The organism is Saccharopolyspora sp. NPDC003752 (assembly GCF_053605825.1).
The window spans coordinates 96144-113956 of sequence record NZ_JBSGJZ010000013.1; the positions used below are offsets into that span (position 1 = coordinate 96144).

24 protein-coding genes and 1 tRNA gene are annotated in these 17813 nt (G+C 68.8%); 14 read left to right on the forward strand and 11 right to left on the reverse strand.

The features are described 5' to 3' along the window. Positions 1 to 182: 182 nt before the first annotated feature. Together ACWEV3_RS18820 and ACWEV3_RS18825 are read left to right on the forward strand one after the other, a co-directional pair. The gene (locus ACWEV3_RS18820) at positions 183 to 1193 is read left to right on the forward strand and encodes an LCP family protein (RefSeq protein WP_452615101.1); all 1011 of its coding nucleotides are present in this window, start codon (positions 183 to 185) and stop codon (positions 1191 to 1193) included. Positions 1194 to 1208: 15 nt separating this feature from the next. Continuing rightward, positions 1209 to 1709 (forward strand): DinB family protein, encoded by a 501-nt coding sequence (locus tag ACWEV3_RS18825; protein WP_452615102.1) that lies wholly within the window; start codon positions 1209 to 1211, stop codon positions 1707 to 1709. A gap of 62 nt (positions 1710 to 1771) precedes the next feature. On the opposite strand, the gene ACWEV3_RS18830 is transcribed toward ACWEV3_RS18825, so the two are convergent. Further along, positions 1772 to 2209 (reverse strand): carboxymuconolactone decarboxylase family protein, encoded by a 438-nt coding sequence (locus ACWEV3_RS18830; RefSeq protein ID WP_452615103.1) that lies wholly within the window; start codon positions 2207 to 2209, stop codon positions 1772 to 1774. Between the two features lie 47 nt (positions 2210 to 2256). Beyond that, positions 2257 to 3144: an RNA polymerase sigma factor SigJ gene (sigJ, locus tag ACWEV3_RS18835; RefSeq protein WP_452615104.1), complete on the reverse strand. Its 888-nt coding sequence runs from the start codon at positions 3142 to 3144 to the stop codon at positions 2257 to 2259. A 220-nt stretch (positions 3145 to 3364) separates the two neighbouring features. Between sigJ and ACWEV3_RS18840 the strand changes: the two genes are divergently transcribed. Continuing rightward, positions 3365 to 3766 carry an SSI family serine proteinase inhibitor gene (locus tag ACWEV3_RS18840; protein WP_452615105.1) on the forward strand — a complete coding sequence of 134 codons (402 nt, stop codon included), beginning with the start codon at positions 3365 to 3367 and terminating at the stop codon, positions 3764 to 3766. A gap of 99 nt (positions 3767 to 3865) precedes the next feature. After that, the gene (locus ACWEV3_RS18845; protein WP_452615106.1) at positions 3866 to 4201 is read left to right on the forward strand and encodes a tRNA-binding protein; all 336 of its coding nucleotides are present in this window, start codon (positions 3866 to 3868) and stop codon (positions 4199 to 4201) included. A 76-nt stretch (positions 4202 to 4277) separates the two neighbouring features. Here ACWEV3_RS18845 and ACWEV3_RS18850 read toward each other — a convergent pair whose 3' ends face one another. Further along, entirely contained in the window at positions 4278 to 4613 is a 336-nt protein-coding gene (locus ACWEV3_RS18850) for an Imm1 family immunity protein (protein ID WP_452615107.1), read from the reverse strand. Between the two features lie 365 nt (positions 4614 to 4978). Here ACWEV3_RS18850 and ACWEV3_RS18855 point away from each other — a divergent pair, with 365 nt between their 5' ends. The 5 genes from ACWEV3_RS18855 (at position 4979) to ACWEV3_RS18875 (ending at position 7403) form a co-directional block, all read left to right on the forward strand. Continuing rightward, on the forward strand, positions 4979 to 5326 hold the full coding sequence (locus ACWEV3_RS18855) for a hypothetical protein (RefSeq protein WP_452615108.1): 348 nt from the start codon (positions 4979 to 4981) through the stop codon (positions 5324 to 5326). Between the two features lie 177 nt (positions 5327 to 5503). Next, a complete protein-coding gene (locus ACWEV3_RS18860) occupies positions 5504 to 5866 on the forward strand; it encodes a hypothetical protein (RefSeq protein WP_452615109.1) in 363 nt (120 codons plus the stop codon). A 3-nt stretch (positions 5867 to 5869) separates the two neighbouring features. Next, complete coding sequence (locus ACWEV3_RS18865) at positions 5870 to 6031, forward strand: hypothetical protein (protein WP_358577763.1); 162 nt, start codon at positions 5870 to 5872, stop codon at positions 6029 to 6031. 246 nt (positions 6032 to 6277) lie between these two features. Beyond that, complete coding sequence (locus ACWEV3_RS18870) at positions 6278 to 6832, forward strand: RNA polymerase sigma factor (RefSeq protein ID WP_452615110.1); 555 nt, start codon at positions 6278 to 6280, stop codon at positions 6830 to 6832. Positions 6833 to 6926: 94 nt separating this feature from the next. After that, complete coding sequence (locus ACWEV3_RS18875; protein ID WP_452615111.1) at positions 6927 to 7403, forward strand: peroxiredoxin family protein; 477 nt, start codon at positions 6927 to 6929, stop codon at positions 7401 to 7403. A gap of 199 nt (positions 7404 to 7602) precedes the next feature. Here the strand turns inward: ACWEV3_RS18875 and ACWEV3_RS18880 are convergent. After that, a tRNA-Gly gene (locus ACWEV3_RS18880) sits at positions 7603 to 7673 on the reverse strand. Between the two features lie 75 nt (positions 7674 to 7748). Here ACWEV3_RS18880 and dcd point away from each other — a divergent pair. Continuing rightward, a complete protein-coding gene (dcd, locus tag ACWEV3_RS18885; protein ID WP_452615112.1) occupies positions 7749 to 8330 on the forward strand; it encodes a dCTP deaminase in 582 nt (193 codons plus the stop codon). On the opposite strand, the gene ACWEV3_RS18890 is transcribed toward dcd, so the two are convergent. Beyond that, positions 8299 to 8988, reverse strand: coding sequence for an isochorismatase family protein (locus ACWEV3_RS18890; protein ID WP_452615113.1), 690 nt, complete (start codon positions 8986 to 8988; stop codon positions 8299 to 8301). The genes dcd and ACWEV3_RS18890 overlap by 32 nt on opposite strands. A 241-nt stretch (positions 8989 to 9229) precedes the next feature. Here ACWEV3_RS18890 and ACWEV3_RS18895 point away from each other — a divergent pair, with 241 nt between their 5' ends. The 3 genes from ACWEV3_RS18895 to ACWEV3_RS18905 all read left to right on the forward strand — a co-directional run bounded on the left by ACWEV3_RS18895 (position 9230) and on the right by ACWEV3_RS18905 (position 12762). Beyond that, the gene (locus ACWEV3_RS18895; protein WP_452615114.1) at positions 9230 to 10639 is read left to right on the forward strand and encodes a sugar porter family MFS transporter; all 1410 of its coding nucleotides are present in this window, start codon (positions 9230 to 9232) and stop codon (positions 10637 to 10639) included. A gap of 122 nt (positions 10640 to 10761) precedes the next feature. Further along, positions 10762 to 11910: an epoxide hydrolase family protein gene (locus ACWEV3_RS18900; RefSeq protein ID WP_452615115.1), complete on the forward strand. Its 1149-nt coding sequence runs from the start codon at positions 10762 to 10764 to the stop codon at positions 11908 to 11910. Between the two features lie 96 nt (positions 11911 to 12006). Further along, positions 12007 to 12762 carry a hypothetical protein gene (locus ACWEV3_RS18905; protein WP_452615116.1) on the forward strand — a complete coding sequence of 252 codons (756 nt, stop codon included), beginning with the start codon at positions 12007 to 12009 and terminating at the stop codon, positions 12760 to 12762. A gap of 6 nt (positions 12763 to 12768) precedes the next feature. On the opposite strand, the gene ACWEV3_RS18910 is transcribed toward ACWEV3_RS18905, so the two are convergent. Next, positions 12769 to 13353 carry a TetR/AcrR family transcriptional regulator gene (locus ACWEV3_RS18910; protein WP_452615117.1) on the reverse strand — a complete coding sequence of 195 codons (585 nt, stop codon included), beginning with the start codon at positions 13351 to 13353 and terminating at the stop codon, positions 12769 to 12771. Positions 13354 to 13549: 196 nt separating this feature from the next. Between ACWEV3_RS18910 and ACWEV3_RS18915 the strand changes: the two genes are divergently transcribed. Further along, on the forward strand, positions 13550 to 14728 hold the full coding sequence (locus ACWEV3_RS18915; RefSeq protein WP_452615118.1) for an MFS transporter: 1179 nt from the start codon (positions 13550 to 13552) through the stop codon (positions 14726 to 14728). Between the two features lie 69 nt (positions 14729 to 14797). Here the strand turns inward: ACWEV3_RS18915 and ACWEV3_RS18920 are convergent, their stop codons facing one another. The 5 genes from ACWEV3_RS18920 to ACWEV3_RS18940 are packed head-to-tail and all read right to left on the reverse strand — an operon-like array spanning position 14798 to position 17647. Next, positions 14798 to 15391, reverse strand: coding sequence for a hypothetical protein (locus tag ACWEV3_RS18920; protein ID WP_452615119.1), 594 nt, complete (start codon positions 15389 to 15391; stop codon positions 14798 to 14800). Positions 15392 to 15396: 5 nt separating this feature from the next. Continuing rightward, a complete protein-coding gene (locus ACWEV3_RS18925) occupies positions 15397 to 16167 on the reverse strand; it encodes an EndoU domain-containing protein (RefSeq protein WP_452615120.1) in 771 nt (256 codons plus the stop codon). Positions 16168 to 16173: 6 nt separating this feature from the next. Continuing rightward, on the reverse strand, positions 16174 to 16875 hold the full coding sequence (locus ACWEV3_RS18930) for a WXG100 family type VII secretion target (protein ID WP_452615121.1): 702 nt from the start codon (positions 16873 to 16875) through the stop codon (positions 16174 to 16176). Further along, the gene (locus tag ACWEV3_RS18935) at positions 16872 to 17189 is read right to left on the reverse strand and encodes a type VII secretion target (protein ID WP_452615122.1); all 318 of its coding nucleotides are present in this window, start codon (positions 17187 to 17189) and stop codon (positions 16872 to 16874) included. The genes ACWEV3_RS18930 and ACWEV3_RS18935 overlap by 4 nt, the downstream gene beginning before the upstream one ends. 2 nt (positions 17190 to 17191) lie before the next feature. Further along, positions 17192 to 17647, reverse strand: a complete 456-nt coding sequence (locus ACWEV3_RS18940) for a YbaB/EbfC family nucleoid-associated protein (RefSeq protein WP_452615123.1) — start codon at positions 17645 to 17647, stop codon at positions 17192 to 17194. Positions 17648 to 17813 lie beyond the last annotated feature (166 nt).

A 17813-nucleotide genomic window follows, 5' to 3' on the forward strand; every position in this document is an offset into this window, starting at 1 on the left:
GGCCCCCTTCAGCGGCTCGGCGAACGTGCCGAGCTTGGCGCGGCGGCGAGCTCGTGCTTGAAGTGTTCGGCGCAATCGACGGCGAGGGCGTCGTAGCCGGCACGACTGGAGAGCCTTGGCCACGGGACGTCCCTTTTTGTGGACCCGAGCAACTTTCCGGCGAGCGGAGCGTCTTTTCGGATATGAACACCTATCGGTTCCGGAACGACTGGGACGCGACGAATCGCGGTGCTGGGAAACCACGCCGGAGGGGCCGCAAGATCTTCGCGGTCGTGGTGGTCCTGGTGCTGTTACCGGTGGTGTTCGGGGCATGGCTGTGGTTCCACGTCGGCTCCTCGATCCAGCGGGTCGACGCCTTCCCGGACTACCCGGGCCGCCCGGCGGCGGGCGCGGGCACGAACTGGCTGATCGTGGGCTCGGACAGCCGCGAGGGGCTGGATCCGGAGACGGCGGCCGGGCTGCACGTCGGCGAGGCGGAGGGCCGGCGCACGGACACGATCATGATCGCGCACCTGCCGGACAACTCCACGGCCCCGACGCTGATCAGCCTCCCGCGCGACTCGCGGGTGCCGGTCCCCGGCCACGGGCGGACGATGATCAACGCGGCCTTCGCGGAAGGCGGCCCGCAGCTGCTGGCGCAGACGGTCGAGCAGGCCACGGGCCTGCGCATCGACCACTACGCCGAGATCGGCTTCGGCGGGTTCGCGGAGATCGTCGAGGCGGTCGGCGGCGTCGAGATGTGCCTGGACCAGGAGATGCACGACACCAAGACCGGCCAGACGCTGCAGGCGGGCTGCCAGCGCTTGGACGGCGCGAACGCCCTGACCTTCGTCCGCATGCGCTACAGCGATGCGACCCCGCGTTCGGACCTGGACCGGGTCGCGAACCAGCGCAAGTTCATCGGCGCCCTGGCGCAGGAGGCGTCGAGCTTCACGACACTGATCAACCCGTTCACCACCTACGCCCTGGCGGACGCGGGCGCCCAGGCGATGACGATGACCAGCGACGACGGACCGAGCGACCTGCTGTCGCTGGCGTGGGCGATGCGCGGCATCTCCTCGGGCGCGGTGGTGACGACGACGGTCCCGGTGACCGACGGCACCGCGAAGAGCTGGGACAAGAAGAAGGCCTCCGAACTCTTCGAGACCGTGAACGCCGACCAGCCCGTCCCGGAGGACCTGATCGTCGACTGAGCGCATACTCGTCGGATGTTCCCGGAACCCACGGATCCCGCGGCCTCGCGCGGCGAGGTGCTCCTCCGCTACCTCGACTTCTTCCGGGACGGCGTGATCGACAGGGTGACGGCCCTGCCGGATGCGGAGCTGCGATCCAGCCGGGTCCCGTCGGGGTGGACGCCGCTGGAACTGGTCAAACACCTGACCTTCACCGAACTGCGCTGGATCGAATGGGGATTCGAGGGTCGCCGGTTCGAAAACCCGTGGGGTGACAGGACGAACGGCCGCTGGTACGTGGCCCCGGAGGAAACCCGCGACGATCTGGTGGCGGCCCTCCGCGAACAGGGGCGGCGAACCTCCGAAGTCGTGGCGATCACGCCCCTGGAGAAGGCGGGCGAGCCGGGACCGCGCTGGAAGGGCGCGGAACCGGCGACCCTGGAAAGGGTGCTGCTGCACCTCGTCCAGGAATACGCCCGCCACCTGGGCCAGCTCGACATCGTCGTGGAACAAGCCGGCGGCCCGACCGGCGAGTGAAGTCCCCGTGTGCATTTTCTGCTGCCATGGCAACAGAAAATGCACACGGGTCTCCGGCGGCCTCAGCGGCGCGGCGGCTTCATCTGCAGCGGGACGCCGATGAGGTTCAGCGCGTTGATCAGCGCGACCTGGGCGACCAGGTGACCGAGCTCGGCCTCGTCCGGGAACGCCTTGCGCAGCGCCTCCCACTGGTCGTCGCCGATGTGCTCGCGGCGGGTGGCCGCCTCGGCGTAGCCCAGTGCGGCCCGCTCCCGCTCGTCGTAGAGCTCCGACTCCTGCCACACGGCCAGCTGGAGGAGCCGGTCCTCGGTCTCGCCGATCCGGCGCGCCTCCCGGCCGTGCATGTCGACGCAGAAGACGCAGCCGTTGATCTGCGAGACCCGGATCTTGACCAGCTCCCGCACCTTGTCGTCCAGCGGCCCCTTGCGAAGCGCGGCATCGGCGTCCCTGAAGCCCTTGTAGGGCTCCGGTGCCGCTTCGCCGAGGTTCAGACGTGCCATCGTTGTCTCCCTGTCGTTCTGGGCTGTCACCAGGGAGACGAGCGGGCCTACTCGGATGTGACCGCCTTGAGGTGGGCGAGTTTCCGCGGGTTGAGCACCCGCCGGTAGGCGACGATCCGGCCATCGGCGAACCCGAACGTGTCGACGGAGTGGATCCCGCCCCCGCGGTGGAGCACCAGCGCCGGCTCGCCGCCGATCTCGACGATGTCGATGCGGTCGGCCCGCCACCGGCGACCCACCCGGACCAGGACCTCGGCGATGCGCCGGCCGCCGAGGATGGGCACGCGGGCCGCGCTGACCTGCCCGCCGCCGTCGGTGAGGTAGACGGCGTCGGGATGCATCAGCTCGACCAGCGCGGCGAGGTCCCCGGTCTCGTAAGCGGCGCGGAACGCGATGACCAGGCGGTCCAGCTCGGCGCGCGGCACGTCCGGCGCGTTGCCCCTCGCCTCGGCGACCCGGTGCCGCGCCCGCGAGGCCAGCTTCCGGGCGGCGGGCACCGAGCCGCCCAGCACCTCGGCGATCCGCGCGAACTCCAGCCCGAACACGTCGTGCAGCACGAGGGCCACCCGCTCCGGCGGGCTCAGCTCCTCCATGATCAGCAGCATCGCGGAGCCGACCGACTCGTCGACGAGCACCGGCTCGGCGGCATCCGGCCCGGTCAGCAGGGGTTCCGGCAACCACGGCCCGAAGTAGCTCTCCCGCTGCACCCGGGCGGACTTGAGGATGTCGTAGGACCGCCGCGCGGCGACGGTGACCAGCCAGGCCCGCAGGTCGTCGACGCCGCCCAGGTCTGCCGCGGCGGCCCGCAGCCACACGTCCTGCACGACGTCCTCGGCATCGGCGACGCTGCCGAGCAGCCGGTAGGCCACGCCGAAGACGGCAGGCCGGTGCTCCTGCCACTCCGCCCCCAACCGCTCGCGGTGTCCGCCACCCATGCAGATCCTCCTGAACTGAGCCTTACCCGTAAAAATTCAATCATTAACTCGTTTGGTCTAATGATTATTACGCCAAGTAGTTCAGTAAGGTTCTCCGCATCCGCTGCGGCGGACGTTCATCCGGAAACGTTCCCGGATCTTATTGGGTAGGCGCACCTCGGCCTGCACTCCCCGATGCCCAGCGCGCTCGCGCACAGTTCTGATCGAAAGGTTGCGGAAGTTGTTGGCCAAACTCACCCGTCGCGTCCTGCTCGCCACTGCCCTGACCGCCGGAACGATGGCGACGGTCGCGGCGGTGGCCCCGGCCCAGGGCGAAACCCCCAGCACGGTCCGGCTTTCGCTGGACAACGGCCGCGGAGCGGCGCTCGGCAACGCGGTCCTGACCTGCCACCCGGCGGGCGGCACGCACAAGAACGCGGCGAAGGCGTGCAGCGACCTGGACGCGGTCGGGGCGGATTTCCGCCTGATGACGGCGAAGCCGGCGATGGCCTGCACCCTCCAGTACGAGCCGGTCACGGCGAAGCTCGAAGGGAACTGGCGCGGGCGCTCGGTGAGCTTCACCGAGACCTACCCGAACAGCTGCGCCCTGACGGTCGAGACCGGAGTCGTCTTCGACTTCTGACCCGCTAATCGAAGTCTTCGGTCTGCCAGCGATCGACGTATTCCGGTGGCGTCGGGCCACCGGAGTACGCTGTCATCCGTCCAAACAGGAGGGTGTCGGATGTCGCCGATCGAGTGGGAAGACTTCGAGAAGGTGGAACTGCGCGTGGGAACGATCGTGCAGGCGGAACCGAACGAGAAGGCACGAAAGCCCGCATACGTCCTGACCGTCGACCTCGGCGAGTTGGGGCTGAAGACGTCGAGCGCGCAGATCACTGACCACTACGAACCGGAAGCCCTGATCGGCCGCCAGGTGTTGTGCGTGTGCAACTTCGAGCCGAAGCGAATCGCGGGAGTGAAGTCCGAAGTACTGGTAACGGGAGCCCACGACGAGCAGAACAGCGTGGTCCTAGCGGGCTTCGACCACCAGGTCCCGAACGGCACCCGCCTCCTCTGACGGGGCTGCCCCGGCGCCGAAGCGGCGAGGTCGCCGGCAGTCGATGCCCGGGTGGATCCCAAGCCTCGTTTTCGAGTCAGGCCAGGTCATTCGGGGCAAGTTGGTTCGGCTGGCCGTACTCGGGCTTTTGCCACTCGAGGTTGGTGGGGCGGTCCCCGCCACTGGAGAAGAAGGTCCGGGCGGCTTGCCGGGCAGTGGGGATTGGGATTGCGGAGTCGATCGGGGCGTCGGTCCAGGTTCCGCCGTAGTCGAATCCGGAGTCGTCGGGCATTGGAACTGTGCCTTTGCTGGCTTCAAGGATGTCGGCGGGTTTGTCGCAGTAGATCAGCGAGCTGTAGTCAGGCTGGCCGAGCCCGATTTGCAGAATGTGCTGGCGGTCGGCGGTGACGAATTTCGGCGTAGGTGGGAACATCCTCCTCGATGGCGTCGGCGGTCACGCGGTCGAGGAGAGCATCGAGTTCGACAACCGTGGTGACCTCGGCGGGGGCTTCGTCGGGGTGGTACATAACGGTGAACGTCATCGCTGGAGTCCTTCTCCCGTTCCCTCGTAGACCTGGTATCCGCCCGGCCAGTAGACCGTAAGGCGAGTGCCTTCGGACAGTTGCGCAGGCAGTGTGGCTGCTAACAAGCCGAACCGGGGTCTGAGCGGCAACGAACGCCGAGATCAGCGGTACCAAGCCCGGCGGCTCGGCGCTCGATGGGGTGTCTGCCGCTGGAAGCCCAGGCAGTTGGGCTAAGGCCCTGTTCGGCCAAGCAAGGCCCCGTAGGCTCCGGCGTGTGCACAGCACCCTGACCGAGCATGCCCGTTGCCTATACGGCGACGAGTACCGGTCTGTGCCTGAGTGCGATCGTGACCACCTCGAGCAGTACTTCGTCGAGGAACTGACCTTTGCTGACGCCGAATCGATCTTGGCGATGCTGCGGGAGCTGTCTCCTCACTTGGTCGATGGGTACCTCCCCGTGTGGATTCGCAACCTGGCATACCGGCTCGTTCTGCTCCAGCGGCCTGACGAGCCACTGCTGATGCGGGAGGCGGCAGACAGTCTCCATCTGCATGGCCCGGACTGGGACGACGTTGCCGTCGAGCTGCGGAAGAGGGCTGACGCCTTGGGCGCGAGGCATTGACGACCAGCGCGGCCAGAGCCGGAACGCGGCTGTGGTGACAGTGCTGTGGAAGTAGGCGCACCCGCCTCGGGTGGTGGTCGCCATGACCCGCGCACCATCGTCCGGTTTGGGCTCGCCTGCGCGAAGTTGCGCTGATGAGCGGATTCGTGCGACGGCCGGAAGGCCTAGCATCGGAACATGGGGGACGGACGCGACGAGGACGAGAGCGTCGAGAACGAGATTTCCGGGGGAACCTTCGAGGGGCCGGTGTCGCAGATCGGTCGTGTTAGCGGCGACTACACGATCAACTGGAAATCGCCGAAAACCGAGGAAGAGTCCTCGTTCGACGCCGAGTACATGGCCTACATGCGGGCGCGGATGGCGGCTGAAGCAGCCGCGCAGCGCAAGCGCAGGACCGCGTCCACCGTTCGGGCCCTGATCATCGTCGGAGCCGTCGTCACCGTGCTCGTTCTCGGGACGCAAAACCCGACGGCGGGCATCGTCGCTGCGTTCTGCGCGATCGTCGTGATCGGCTGGATGCTGCCGTCCGGGAAAGGGTGAATCGTGGCCGGAATGCTGTTCCTGCTCATCATCGTCGTGGGCGGCGTGGCGCTGGCTCGGCTGGGGAAAGCCGCAGGCTGCGGGCCGGTCGGGATCGGGTTGTTGGTGATCTTCGGCCTCGCGGCGATCTTCGGATTCCTGGAAGCCGCTGACCTCATGGACTGAACCGCCCTCGCGGCCGAGGAAGCGATGCTTCACCTCTTCTGGCCTTGATCAGCGAGGACCGGAAGTGGGGGCTGGCAGGCCGGCATCGACGCGAATGGTGTCGTGTGATGGCGATCACTCGCGGGGGCTGAATCCTTTGGCCCACGTACCGGCTCTTGTAAGGGCCGGGACACGCCCGGCGCTGGAGGAGGTTGCCGTGAGCGTCGTCGTAGTCCAGGCCGGTCCTGCGTTGGTGGGGAGCTAGACGTGGTTGAGGCCAGTTGGCCCCGGGAGTCCCTGATCGTTGCCGCGCAGGGCGGGGACCCCGTCGCCGTCGCTGCCCTGGTGTCGGATTCACACCCGCACGTGCAGCGCTTCGCGCGCGCTCTGTGCGCTTCGCCGGAGGACGCGGAGGACTCCGCGCAGGAAGCGCTGATCGTCCTGTACCGCAAGATCGGCACTCTGCGGGCCTCCGGTGCGCTCGTGTCGTGGATGTTCCGGATCGTGCGCAATGAATGCCTGCGCCGGGTCCGCCGGGCGTTGCGCGGCGACGTCCTAGTGCGTCTCGACACGACGGTTTCGGCTGAGGACGACGTCATTCAACGGCTGGAGGCGCAACGGGTTGCCGCAGCGGTCGCCGAGTTGCCCGCCGACCAGCGTCGCGTCCTGATCATGCGGGACATCCAGGGCTATTCGGGCCGGGCAGTCGCCGCCGCGCTCGGCCTGAGCACGCCCGCGATGAAGTCCCGGCTGTATCGCGCCCGGGCGACGGTCCGCCAGTTGCTGCAAGACCCGAGCCCCCTTGCGCAACACGATCGATAGCCATCCGCGGTGTCGTGCCTCGCCACCCAATCCATTCCCGCACTTCTGCCGCTGCACGTCCGAGTCGCTCGGTCACACCTCACAAGGAGCCCCCATGCTCGAAACCGGATCCACCGCCCCTGACATCGCACTGGAGGACACCGCCGGGCATGCCGTCCGCCTCGCGGACTACCACGGCACGGACAACGTGCTGCTCTACTTCATGCGCTCGACCACCTGTCCCGTCTGCAACAGCCACGTCAAAGACCTCGCCGGGCGTGCCGCCGATCTGACGGCCGCCAACGTGCGCGTCCTGGTCGCGGTCCCCGAAGGCCGAGCCGCAGCAGCGGCCTGGCAAGCAAAGCGCGAGCTGCCGTTTCGCGTGGTCACCGGCCAGCGCGGCACGCCGCACGAGGCCGTCGGTCTGGCGAAGAAGGTATTCGGTGCCATCCAGCAGTCCGGCAGCCTGCTGATCGACCGGGACGGAGTCGTGCGCCACACCCATGCGGCGACCATGCCCACCAACAGCTACGACAAGAAAGGCATCGCCAAGGCCATCAACGACCTACCGACCACCGATCCGCTCCGTTGACCACGGCGGCGTCCGAGCCAACAACCGAATCGCCGAGCAACGAAAAGGCTGGTCGATGAGCAGGCCGGGAACGCTCCATCCGCAAGGAGCCGGCGAAGGGTGACCACCGCACCGTGGGGGGTTTGGGGGGCTCGGCCCCCCATGCAAAGGCGAAGAGCCCCGGTTCGCGAATTCCGCGAACACAGGGCTCCCGGCTCTGAGCGGATGACGGGAATCGAACCCGCGTTCTCAGCTTGGGAAGCTGATGTTCTACCATTGAACTACATCCGCGATACCTTATCGGCTCCGTCAGCCTAACACGGTGGGGCGCGAAGATCATCACCGGGTTGCCGATACGCTGGGGGCGTGTTGCTGAGTGACCGGGACCTGCGCAAAGAGCTCGATGAGGGCCGCCTCGAACTTGATCCGTTCGACGCCGCCTTGATCCAGCCGTCGAGCATCGACGTCCGGCTGGATCGTTTCTTCCGGGTCTTCGACAACACCCGGTACACCCACATCGATCCGTCGAAGCAGCAGGACGAGCTGACGTCGCTGGTGGAGACGCCCGACGACGATCCGTTCGTGCTGCACCCGGGCGAGTTCGTGCTCGGGTCGACGTTCGAGTCGGTGCGGTTGCCCGATGATCTGGCCGGCCGGCTGGAGGGCAAGTCCTCGTTGGGCCGGCTGGGGTTGCTGACGCACTCCACCGCCGGGTTCATCGACCCCGGGTTCAGCGGCCACATCACCCTCGAACTGTCCAACGTGGCCAATCTGCCGATCACGTTGTGGCCGGGGATGAAGATCGGTCAGCTGTGCCTGTTCCGGTTGTCGAGCCCCGCGGACTTCCCGTACGGCTCGAAGGAGGCCGGGTCGCGCTACCAGGGGCAGCGCGGGCCGACGCCGTCGCGGGCGTACCTCAACTTCCGGCGTACCGACACCCGTCGCTGAGCATCGCCACCACCTCGGCGGTCGCGCGAACATCGCCGAACGATCGGTAGATGGTGTGCAGCGTGGCGTTGTGGTCCGCGTCGCGGCCTGCCGCGTTGGCGTCCGCGAGCATGATCACGCGAAAGCCCAGTGTGCTCGCGTCGCGGGCCGAGGATTCGCAGCAGACGTTGGTGACCGTGCCTGCGATCAGGACCGTGTCGATTCCGCGTTGTTCCAGCAGTTCTGGCAGCACGCACCGGCCGGGGAAGAAGGCGCTGGGTGCGGACTTCTCGACGAGCACGTCGTCGTCGTGGATCGTGAACTCCGGCCACAGGCGCTGCGCCAGCGGGCCCGTTCCGCCTGCGGTGCGGTACGCCTCGGCCGCTTCCGGGCCGTAGAACTCCTGGGCCGTCTGCGTCGGTTCGGTCGTCGCCGGTAGCACCCATGCGACCGTGCCGCCGGTCTTTCGGACGGTCCGCGCCAGTCGGCCGATGTTCGGCACGATGCCCCGGCAGTAGGGGTTGCCGGACACGAAGAACGGCACCATGTCGATGACCACCAGCGCCGTCCGGGGCGGGTCGAGGGTGGGGAACGCGAAGCGCTTGCCGCGGCGCTCCTCGTGCCGGGCGTATTCGCGGTCCTCGATCAGCCACGCGTGCAGCTTTTCCGGTGCGTCCATGTCGGGCTCCTGAGGTGACAGGTGATCACGACAGGTAATCATCTAGACACGCGCCGAGTGGCGTTTTCCCTGGTGGTGTCTGTTTTGCGCCGCGTTGTCCCGGCTTGTGGTGACAGTGAGCTAGTTCACCCTGAATCGAGTAAGCAAGATGGGGATTCAGAACTTACGATCCCCCTCGCCCGGCGTTCTGGAACGATCCCGCAACGGGGCGGGGTCGGCGAGCGGGCAGCAGGAGTACTCGATGTCCGCATTGCAGTCGCGCGCCTCGGGCACTGCCAACGAGAACCTCGGGCACGTCGTGATGATCGCCGGGGCCGCGGCGCTCGGCGGGTTCCTCTTCGGCTACGACACCTCGGTGATCAACGGCGGCGTGGACGCCATCCAGCAGCACTTCAACGTCGGTTCCGCGTTGACCGGCCTGACCGTTTCCTCGGCGCTGCTGGGTTCCGCGGTGGGCGCCGGGATCGCCGGCGGGCTGGCCGACCGGGTCGGCCGGATCCGGGTCATGCAGCTGGCCGCGGTCCTGTTCATCATCAGCGCCGTCGCTTCGGCCGTGCCTTTCGCGATCTGGGACCTCGCCATCTGGCGGGTCGTCGGCGGCGTCGCCATCGGCATCGCGTCGGTGATCGCGCCCGCCTACATCGCCGAGGTCGCGCCCGCCGCGTACCGCGGGCGGTTGGGGTCCTTGCAGCAGTTGGCGATCGTGCTGGGGATCGCCGTTTCGCAGCTGGTCAACTACGCCCTGGCGCAGGCCGCCGGCGGCAGCGCTTCCGGGATGCTCGGGCCGTTGCAGGCCTGGCAGTGGATGCTCGGGGTGGCCGCGGTCCCCGCGGTGATCTACCTGGTGGTGGCTTCGACGATTCCCGAGTCGCCGCGGTACCTGGTCGCGGTCGGCAAGGTCGACCGGGCGCGGGAGATCCTGGCGCAGGTCGACTCCGGTGATCCGGACGCGAAGGTCGCCGAGATCAAGGCGGCGCTGGGCGGCGAGCGCAAGCCGCGGCTGAGCGATCTGTGGGGCCGGTTCGGGGTGCTGCCGATCGTGTGGGTCGGGATGGCCATCGCGGCGTTGCAGCAGTTCGTCGGGATCAACATCATCTTCTACTACTCGTCGTCGCTGTGGCACTCGGTGGGCATCGACGAGAGCAGTTCCCTGCTGCTGAGCCTGTTCACGTCGATCGTGAACATCGTCGGCACGTTCGTCGCGATCGCGCTGGTCGACAAGATCGGCCGCAAGCCGCTGCTGGTGATCGGTTCGCTCGGGATGGCCGTGTCGCTGGCCGTGACCGGATGGGCGTTCAGCTTCGCCGAGGTAGTCGGCGAGGAGGCGCACCTGCCGTTCCAGTGGGGCGCCGTCGCGCTGGTGTCGGCGAGCGCTTTCGTGCTGTTCTTCGCCGCCTCCTGGGGCGTGGTGATGTGGGTGCTGCTGGGCGAGATGTTCCCGGTGCGCATCCGGGCCGCCGCGCTGGCGGTCGGCACCGCGACGAACTGGATCGCGAACTGGCTGGTGACGGTGAGCTTCCCGAGCATGCGGGACTGGAACCTGCCGGTCACCTACTTCATCTACGCCGCGTTCGCGCTGATCTCGGTGGTGTTCGTGGTGAAGTACCTGAAGGAGACCAAGGGGCGCTCGTTGGAGGAAATGGGCAGCTGACCTGGTCCGATGTTCGAGGGGCGTCCCCGGTGGGGGCGCCCCTCGAAACTTTTCCGCGGGTTCGGGAACAAAGCCGGGGCGTTGCGCGTATCTAGTACCGTACAACGTACGAAGGAGCGTGCATGGCCTCTCGCGACATCACCCGGTTCCGCCTCGACATCCCGCAGCACGACCTGGACGACCTCCGGGCCCGGCTGGCCCGCGTCCGCTGGGCCGACGAGGTGCCCGGGCAGGGCTGGAGCTACGGCCCGCCGCTGGGTTACCTGCGGGAGTTGGCGGAGTACTGGCGCAGCGGCTACGACTGGCGGGCGCAGGAGGCGCGGCTGAACGAATTCCCGCAGTACACCACCGAAATCGACGGCGAGAACATCCACTTCCTGCACGTCCGGTCGCCCCGGCCGGACGCGCTGCCGCTGCTGATCACGCACGGCTGGCCCAGTTCGATCGCCGAGTACCTGGACGCCATCGGGCCGCTCGGCGAGTCGTTCCACCTGGTCATCCCGTCGCTGCCGGGATACGGCCTGTCCGGGCCGACGCGTTCGGTCGGCTGGGGCGCCACCCGGGTCGCGCGGGCCTGGGCCGAGCTGATGCGCCGGCTCGGCTACGAGCGGTACGGCCTGCAGGGCGGCGACTGGGGCACGTGGATCTCCCGCGAGCTGGCGATCCTCGCGCCGGACAACGTGATCGGCCTGCACACCAACGGGATGATCACGTTCCCCGGCGGCGATCCGGCGGAGATGGCCGGGCTCACCGAGGCCGACCACGCGCGGATGGGCGCGTGGCAGCGCTACACCGACGAGCTCTACGGCTACAAGCTGATCCAGTCGACGAAGCCGCAGGCGCTGGCGTACTCGCTGGCGGACTCGCCGATCGGGCTGCTGGGCTGGATCGTCGGCGTGCTCAAGGAGTGGACGGACTGCGCGGACACCCCGGAGGACGCCATCGATCGCGACCGCATCCTGACGACGGTGATGCTGTACTGGCTCACCAACACGGCGGGCTCGGCGGCTCGGTCCTTTGTGGAGACTCCGGACAACTCCTCGAAGGCGGAGGAGGAAGGCGTCATCGCGGAGCTGCGGAACGGCACCGTGCCGCACGGCGTCGCGGTGTTCCCGAAGGACATCCTCGCGCCGGTCCGCCCGTTCGCGGAGCGCATCAACAACATCGTGCGCTGGACGGAGTACGACCGCGGCGGAACGTTCCCGGCGATGGAGCAGCCGGACCTGTACGTCCGCGACGTCCAGGATTTCTTCGCATCGCTGCGCGGCTGACGGGCGGGGGTCGTGAGTGCTTTGTGCTGTTATAGCAACCGAAAACACTCACGACCCGAACCGGCGGGCGGGATTCGGGTTCTACGATTCCGGCTTGTGGAGATGGAAGAACGGTTTTCGCGGCTCCGGGCCGAAGCCGAAGCGGGAGATCCCGCTGCCGCGCGGGAGTTCGGCCGCCTCAGCTGCCTCCTGCCGGTGGCAGCCGAGGCGGACGACGTCAAGGAATACTGGCCCGGGGAGCCTTGGTTGCGCGCCGCGCTGGCCGCGGACCGGGATGACAGCGTCGCGGCCAACCTGCTGGCGGCACGCCTCGTCCAGCAGATCGACTTCATGCAGCAGACGGATTCCGCGCTGGACGAGGACGACGACGTCGACGAGGCCGTCGCCGCTCGCGGTGACGAGGCGGCGGAGCTGTACGGCCGGGTCCTGGCCGCTGATCCGGACGACCCGGGTGCCCGCACCGGCCTGGCAGTGCTGCAGGAAGTGATCGACGGCGAGGACTCGGAACCACAGGGGGACGCCTACAGCTACTACCTCGTCGAACTCGACTCGGTCAGCGGCTCTTCCGGGTTCTACGAAGAACTGGTCGCCACCGCTGCCGACGAGCTGCGCTGGGCCTGCGATCACTGGTTCCAGCGCGTCGACGGGCAGAAGGGATTCACGCTCGTGCCCGTCGTCTCGGGCGAACGCGGGAGCTCGATCAGCCTCGACGAGGTGTGCGCCGACGGCGCCACGGATTGGGGTGCGGTCGTCATCCCGCCGCTCAGCGGCGAGCTGCTCCCGGTCGGTTGTCCGGCGAGTTCCGATGGGCTCCGCTACCACTACGGCTACACGCTGAATATCTGCCTGTGACCCGCGTCAGCCGAGCGCTTGCCGCACGAGCGCTTCGGCGGCGGCGCGGGTGATCGATGCGGCTGAGGATTCGCCGGCGATCGAGTAGCTCACGATGGCGCCCTCGTGCAGGCTCAGCAGCTGCACGGCGAGATCCTCCGGGTTCTCGGCGCCGGCTTCGGCGAGCAGGTCGCGGAACAGGTCTCGGAGCCACTGCTTCTCGGCGACGATCAGCTGTCGCCCCGGGTGGTCGGGCTCGGGGAGTTCGGCGAAGGCGTTGACGAAGCTGCACCCCCGGCTGCTCTGCGGGAGCCATTCGGGGAGCACGTCGAACGGCACCAGCGCGCGCCGGACCGGGTCGGCCTCGGCGTCCAGGCGGGCTTCGACGAGTTCGCGCCAGCGCCGGTCGCGTGCCTTCAGGTAGGTCACGAGCAGGCCGTCCTTCGACCCGAAGCGGTCGTAGAGGGTCCGCTTGGTGACACCGGATTCGGCGGCGATGGTGTCGACGCCGACGGCGTTGATGCCTCGCGAGTAGAACAGCTCGGCGGCGACGTCGAGGATGCGCTTGGCGCCCGGCGTCAGGCGCACCTCGTCACCTGCGGTCGCGGACATCGGCCGACCCCCTTGTGTTCACAGGTCTGTGTACCTTACGGTTCGGATCGAACTTCACAGACCAGTGTAGAGGGGGATTCATGGCACGGGTGCTGCGGCGGCTGGGCGCGTTCATCCGCGACTTCGGCTCTGGGATGCACGCAGGTCACGGCATTCGCCACGGGGTGCGCCCGGCTCCCGGGCGCAAGGATTCTTCGTGAACGCCGGGCCCGCCGAGTGGCGGCTGGGTGGGGCCGCGATCGCCATGATCGGCGTGTCCTACGGCTTCGCCCGCTACGGGTACGGATTGTTCGAACCCCAGATCCGCGAGGTGTTCGGGCTTTCGGTGGGAGCGTCCGGGGCGATCGCCAGCGGCGCCTACCTCGGCTACGCGCTCGCGCTGGCCGCCGTCGGAATGCTCGCCGATCGGCTGGGGCCGCGGCCGCTGGTGATCGCCGCCGGGGTATCGGCCGCACTGGGAATGGCGTTGGTCGTGCTGGCGGAGCAGCCGTGGCAGCTGCTCGCCGGCGTGACCGTGGCCGGGGCCAGCTCCGGTTTCGCCTGGTCCCCGTACTCCGACGCCGTCGATCAGCTGGTCGCCCCCGCCCGCCGCCCCGCCTTGCTCGCCGCGATCCCGAGCGGGACCGCGTTCGCGATCACCGCGGCCGGGGGTCTCGCGCTGTCCGGAGTCGGCACGTGGCGCGGGGCTTGGACTGCGTTCTGCGGCATCGCGGTGCTCGCCACCGCCTGCAACGCGTGGCTGCTGCGCGGCACGAAACCCGCACCGCGCATGGCGGGCCGCACGTCGTTGCGGTTCTTCCTGCGTCCGGGCACGGCCGCGCTCTACTCGACGGCGCTGTCCTACGGTGTCGTCGGCGCGGTGTACTGGACGTTCGCGGTGGCCGCGATATCCGGAGCCGCGGAGGCGACCGCGGGCTTGGTGTTCTGGACCCTGCTCGGAATCGCCGGAATCACGGCCATCGGCGCCGGGCGGGTCTTCGCCCGGCTCGGACTGCGGCGCTCCCACGCACTGCTGTTCAGCGCGCTCGGCGTCGCGACCGCCCTGATCGCCGCAGGTCCGGGCTGGTGGCCCGCGATCGGGATCTCCGCGATCGCCTACGGCTTCGCCTTCATGGCCACGTCGGGCCTCCTCGCGGTCTGGAGCTACCGCGTCTTCCCGGACCGGCCGGCCGTCGGATTCACCGCGACGGTCCTGTTCCTCGGGGTCGGCGCCATCATCGGACCGGTGCTGTTCGGGGCGCTCGCCGACCTGTGGAGCCTCCGGGCGGCGCTGTTGCTCGCGGCTGCCCTCGCGATGGCGACCCTCGGCGCGGGGCCTCGCCGGACGGCAGCGCTCATCGCGGGCGATGTTCCTGGGCAGGTTGCCAGGCGCTGATGTTGCGAACGAGGCCGTGAGTGTTTTGGGGCGTTATGGCACCCCAAAACGCTCACGGACCCGAGCGGGTCAGGCGGGCCAGATCTGGTGGGCGGCGGTCAGGGCTGCCGCCTGGTACTGCGGCAGCTGCTTGCCCTCCACCACCACCTCCAGCGGCCACTTCTCCTTCAGCGCCACCCACAGCCGCGAGGACAGGCCCGCGTACGCGCTGAGCTCGTCCGTGCCTTCGGCCACCTGCAGCACGTACACCCACGCCGCCGCGTCCTGGGCTCCCGCGAGCGGCTCGCGCCAGGCGCGGCGCAGGCGGCGGCCGCCGTGGCGCGGGGCGTCCGTCGACAGGACGATGTCCGCTCGGCTCGGGTCGGGCGCGTCCTCGGGGCCGGCCGGGCTGAAGCGGTACTGCAGCGGCGGCACCGCGTCGACGACCGGCACGTCGTCCAGGTCCGGGTTGCCCGGGTCGTCCAGGGTTGAGCGGATCAGGTCCTGCTCCTCGCGGGTGATGCCGACGCCCTCGCCCTCCAGGTTGAGCAGGAGCGTCGACTCGGCCAGGTCCGACTCGCCGGCGGCGTACTGGTCGCGCACGGCTCCCAGGGTGTCGTCGGACAGCCGGCCCGCGAGCCGCGCGCACACGTCGGTGACCGCGGCGTAGGTCTTCACATCCATGGCGCTCACTTCTTCTTGTGGTAGTCGCCGAGTTCGGTCGTGGTCACGTTGCCCTGGGCGTCCTGGACGACTCTGATCATCTTGTTGCCCTTCGGGCCCTCCCACGTCCAGCTGCCATCGCCGCCGATGTCGGGGTGACTGTAGCGAGGCGGGTCGCTCACCGGCACGCCCTTCGGCTGCGGGTTCGGCGCCGGCGGGTTGGTGATCACGCCCGGGTCGGCGCTGTTCGGCGGGTACGCGGTGCGGATCTCGCCGTCGGCGAGCACGGTCGTCTTGACGGTGACGCCGTCGACCGTGCCGGTGTAGTCGTAGGCCCACGCCTTCTTGCCGTCGGCGTCCTTGGTCAGGTACGGGCCCTTCGCCGGCGGCCCCTGCTGCGTGACCTGGTGCGCCGCGTCGAGGATCTTCGGACCATCCCAGCTCTGGGGGAACTCGGTCTTCTTCGAGAGCCCGGTGCCCGCGATGTGGCCGCCCTGCCGGCCGCCGTCGCCCCCGACGATGTGCGCCTCGGAGGCGTCGCTGTGGTGGATGTCGTCCGCTTTGGGCGGGGCGGTCGGCTTGGGCGGCGCGGTGGGCTTGTTCGACGGCGGGTTGTTGGGGTTGCCCGGCTGGTTGCCGCCGGAGCCGCCCGGGCGGCCGTTCTGCGCGGCTTGGGCGGTGGCTTGCTGCGCGCTGGAGATGCCCTTGCCCGCGTCGATGTTGCCGTGCTTCTGCGGGGGTTTTCCGGTGGTGCCACCGTCGCCGCCGTCCCCGTGCGGATTCTTGGGTTTCGCCATGGACGCCTACTCGTCGAGGAGCTTGGTGAGGTTGGTGAGGCTGGTGATCAGCGACGTGGTGTAGGTGAGGATCCGCGCGGCCCACTTGACCACCGCCGCGGCGATCTGCGCGGCGACGACCGGGATCGTCACCACGAAGACGGCCTCCACCGCCCACACGATCACCCTGGCCACCAGGTCGGCGATCAGGTCGCGGACGATCTCGCGGGTCTGCTCCACCAGGCCGCCCGCGCCTTCGGTGGCCGCCGCCATCGCCGCCGAGATCGCGGCCAGCCCACCGATGGCCTCGACGTTGTTGGCCATCATGCCGCGGTAGGCGTCCGAGGCCGTGCCGGTCCAGTCGGGCAGGTCGTCCTTGAGGTGCGCTTCGAGATCGGTGGCCATGGCACCCAGCTCGGTGGCCATGTTGTTCCAGGTCTTGGCGTGCGACTGGACCACGTCCGGCGCGCCGGTCAGCTCGTCGAGCATCTCCCGCAGCGGCTCGAAGTACTCCATGGCCCAGCCCAGGCCGTTGGACAGCAGCGCGCTGATCGGGTCCAGCGCGCTCGCCGCGACCTCGACCGCCAGGCCCGCGCCGGCCAGCGCGTCGTCGACCCAGCCTTCGGACTTGATCGCGTCGGCCAGGCCGTCGATGCTGTCCGCGAGCCCGGCGCCCGTCCACGCCTCGCGGGACGACGAGGACGGGGCGACCAGTGACTTGTCGGTCATGGCATTTCCCCGCCGCTCGAACGGATCAGGCCGGCGTGCTCCTCGTCGAGGGCTTGGTAGTCGTCGCCGCTGGCGCGCAGCTCGTCGGAGAGGAGCGAAAGGTTCTCCTCCACGTACGCGATCAGCTCGTCCTGCTTCGCGTGCCGGCCCTCCAGGACACCGGAGATCCAGCCGCACAGCAGCCCGTAGGCCTGGTCGTCCTGCACGATGTTCGCGCTGGCGGACTTCACCGCGGCGAACCGGTCCTTGATCGCGTCCACGTTGGCCGCGTGCGAGCGCAGCTGCTCGATGTTGACGTTGTACCCGTCGCCCATGCTCACCACCGCTCGCGGCGGGTGTTGATCTCGTAGCCCTCGTCGTAGTCCTCGGCGTCGGGGGCGGCGGGTTCCGGAGCCGGACCGGTGCGCAGGTGCCGTTCCACGCTGTCCGCGATCGCCCGCGCCGCGGGCGATTCGGTGCCCACCGTGTCCGCGATGATCTCCTGGGACTGGTCGGCCAGCTTGTTCTTCGCGGCGCCGAGCGTGGCCATGATCGCCTGCGCGACGACGTCCGGCGCCACTCGCTGGATCCGGCTGGTCAGCTGCAGGCCCACGAGTGCGCCGGTCGAGTCGATCGTGACCTCCACCAGCCCGTTCGGGTCGCTCGCGGTGGCGCGGGCCTGCTGCAGCCGGTCGCTCATCGTCTGGGTGTCCGCGGCCAGCTTGTCGATCCGGCCCTTCCAGGCGGCCAGGCGCTCGCGTGCGCCGTCCGGATCGAGGATGTTGCCGTCCATGTCCCTCCGATTCGCCCAAGTGGCGCATTGCTCCGGGGGAGTTTAAACAGCGCGGCGTTGGCGCAGTCGGCTCGCGTTCGAAAGTGGTTGGCATCACTCGTTTCTCGATGCCGAGCCGGAAAGAACGAAGGGCTCTTCCCGCCGATCGGCGGGAAGAGCCCTTCGT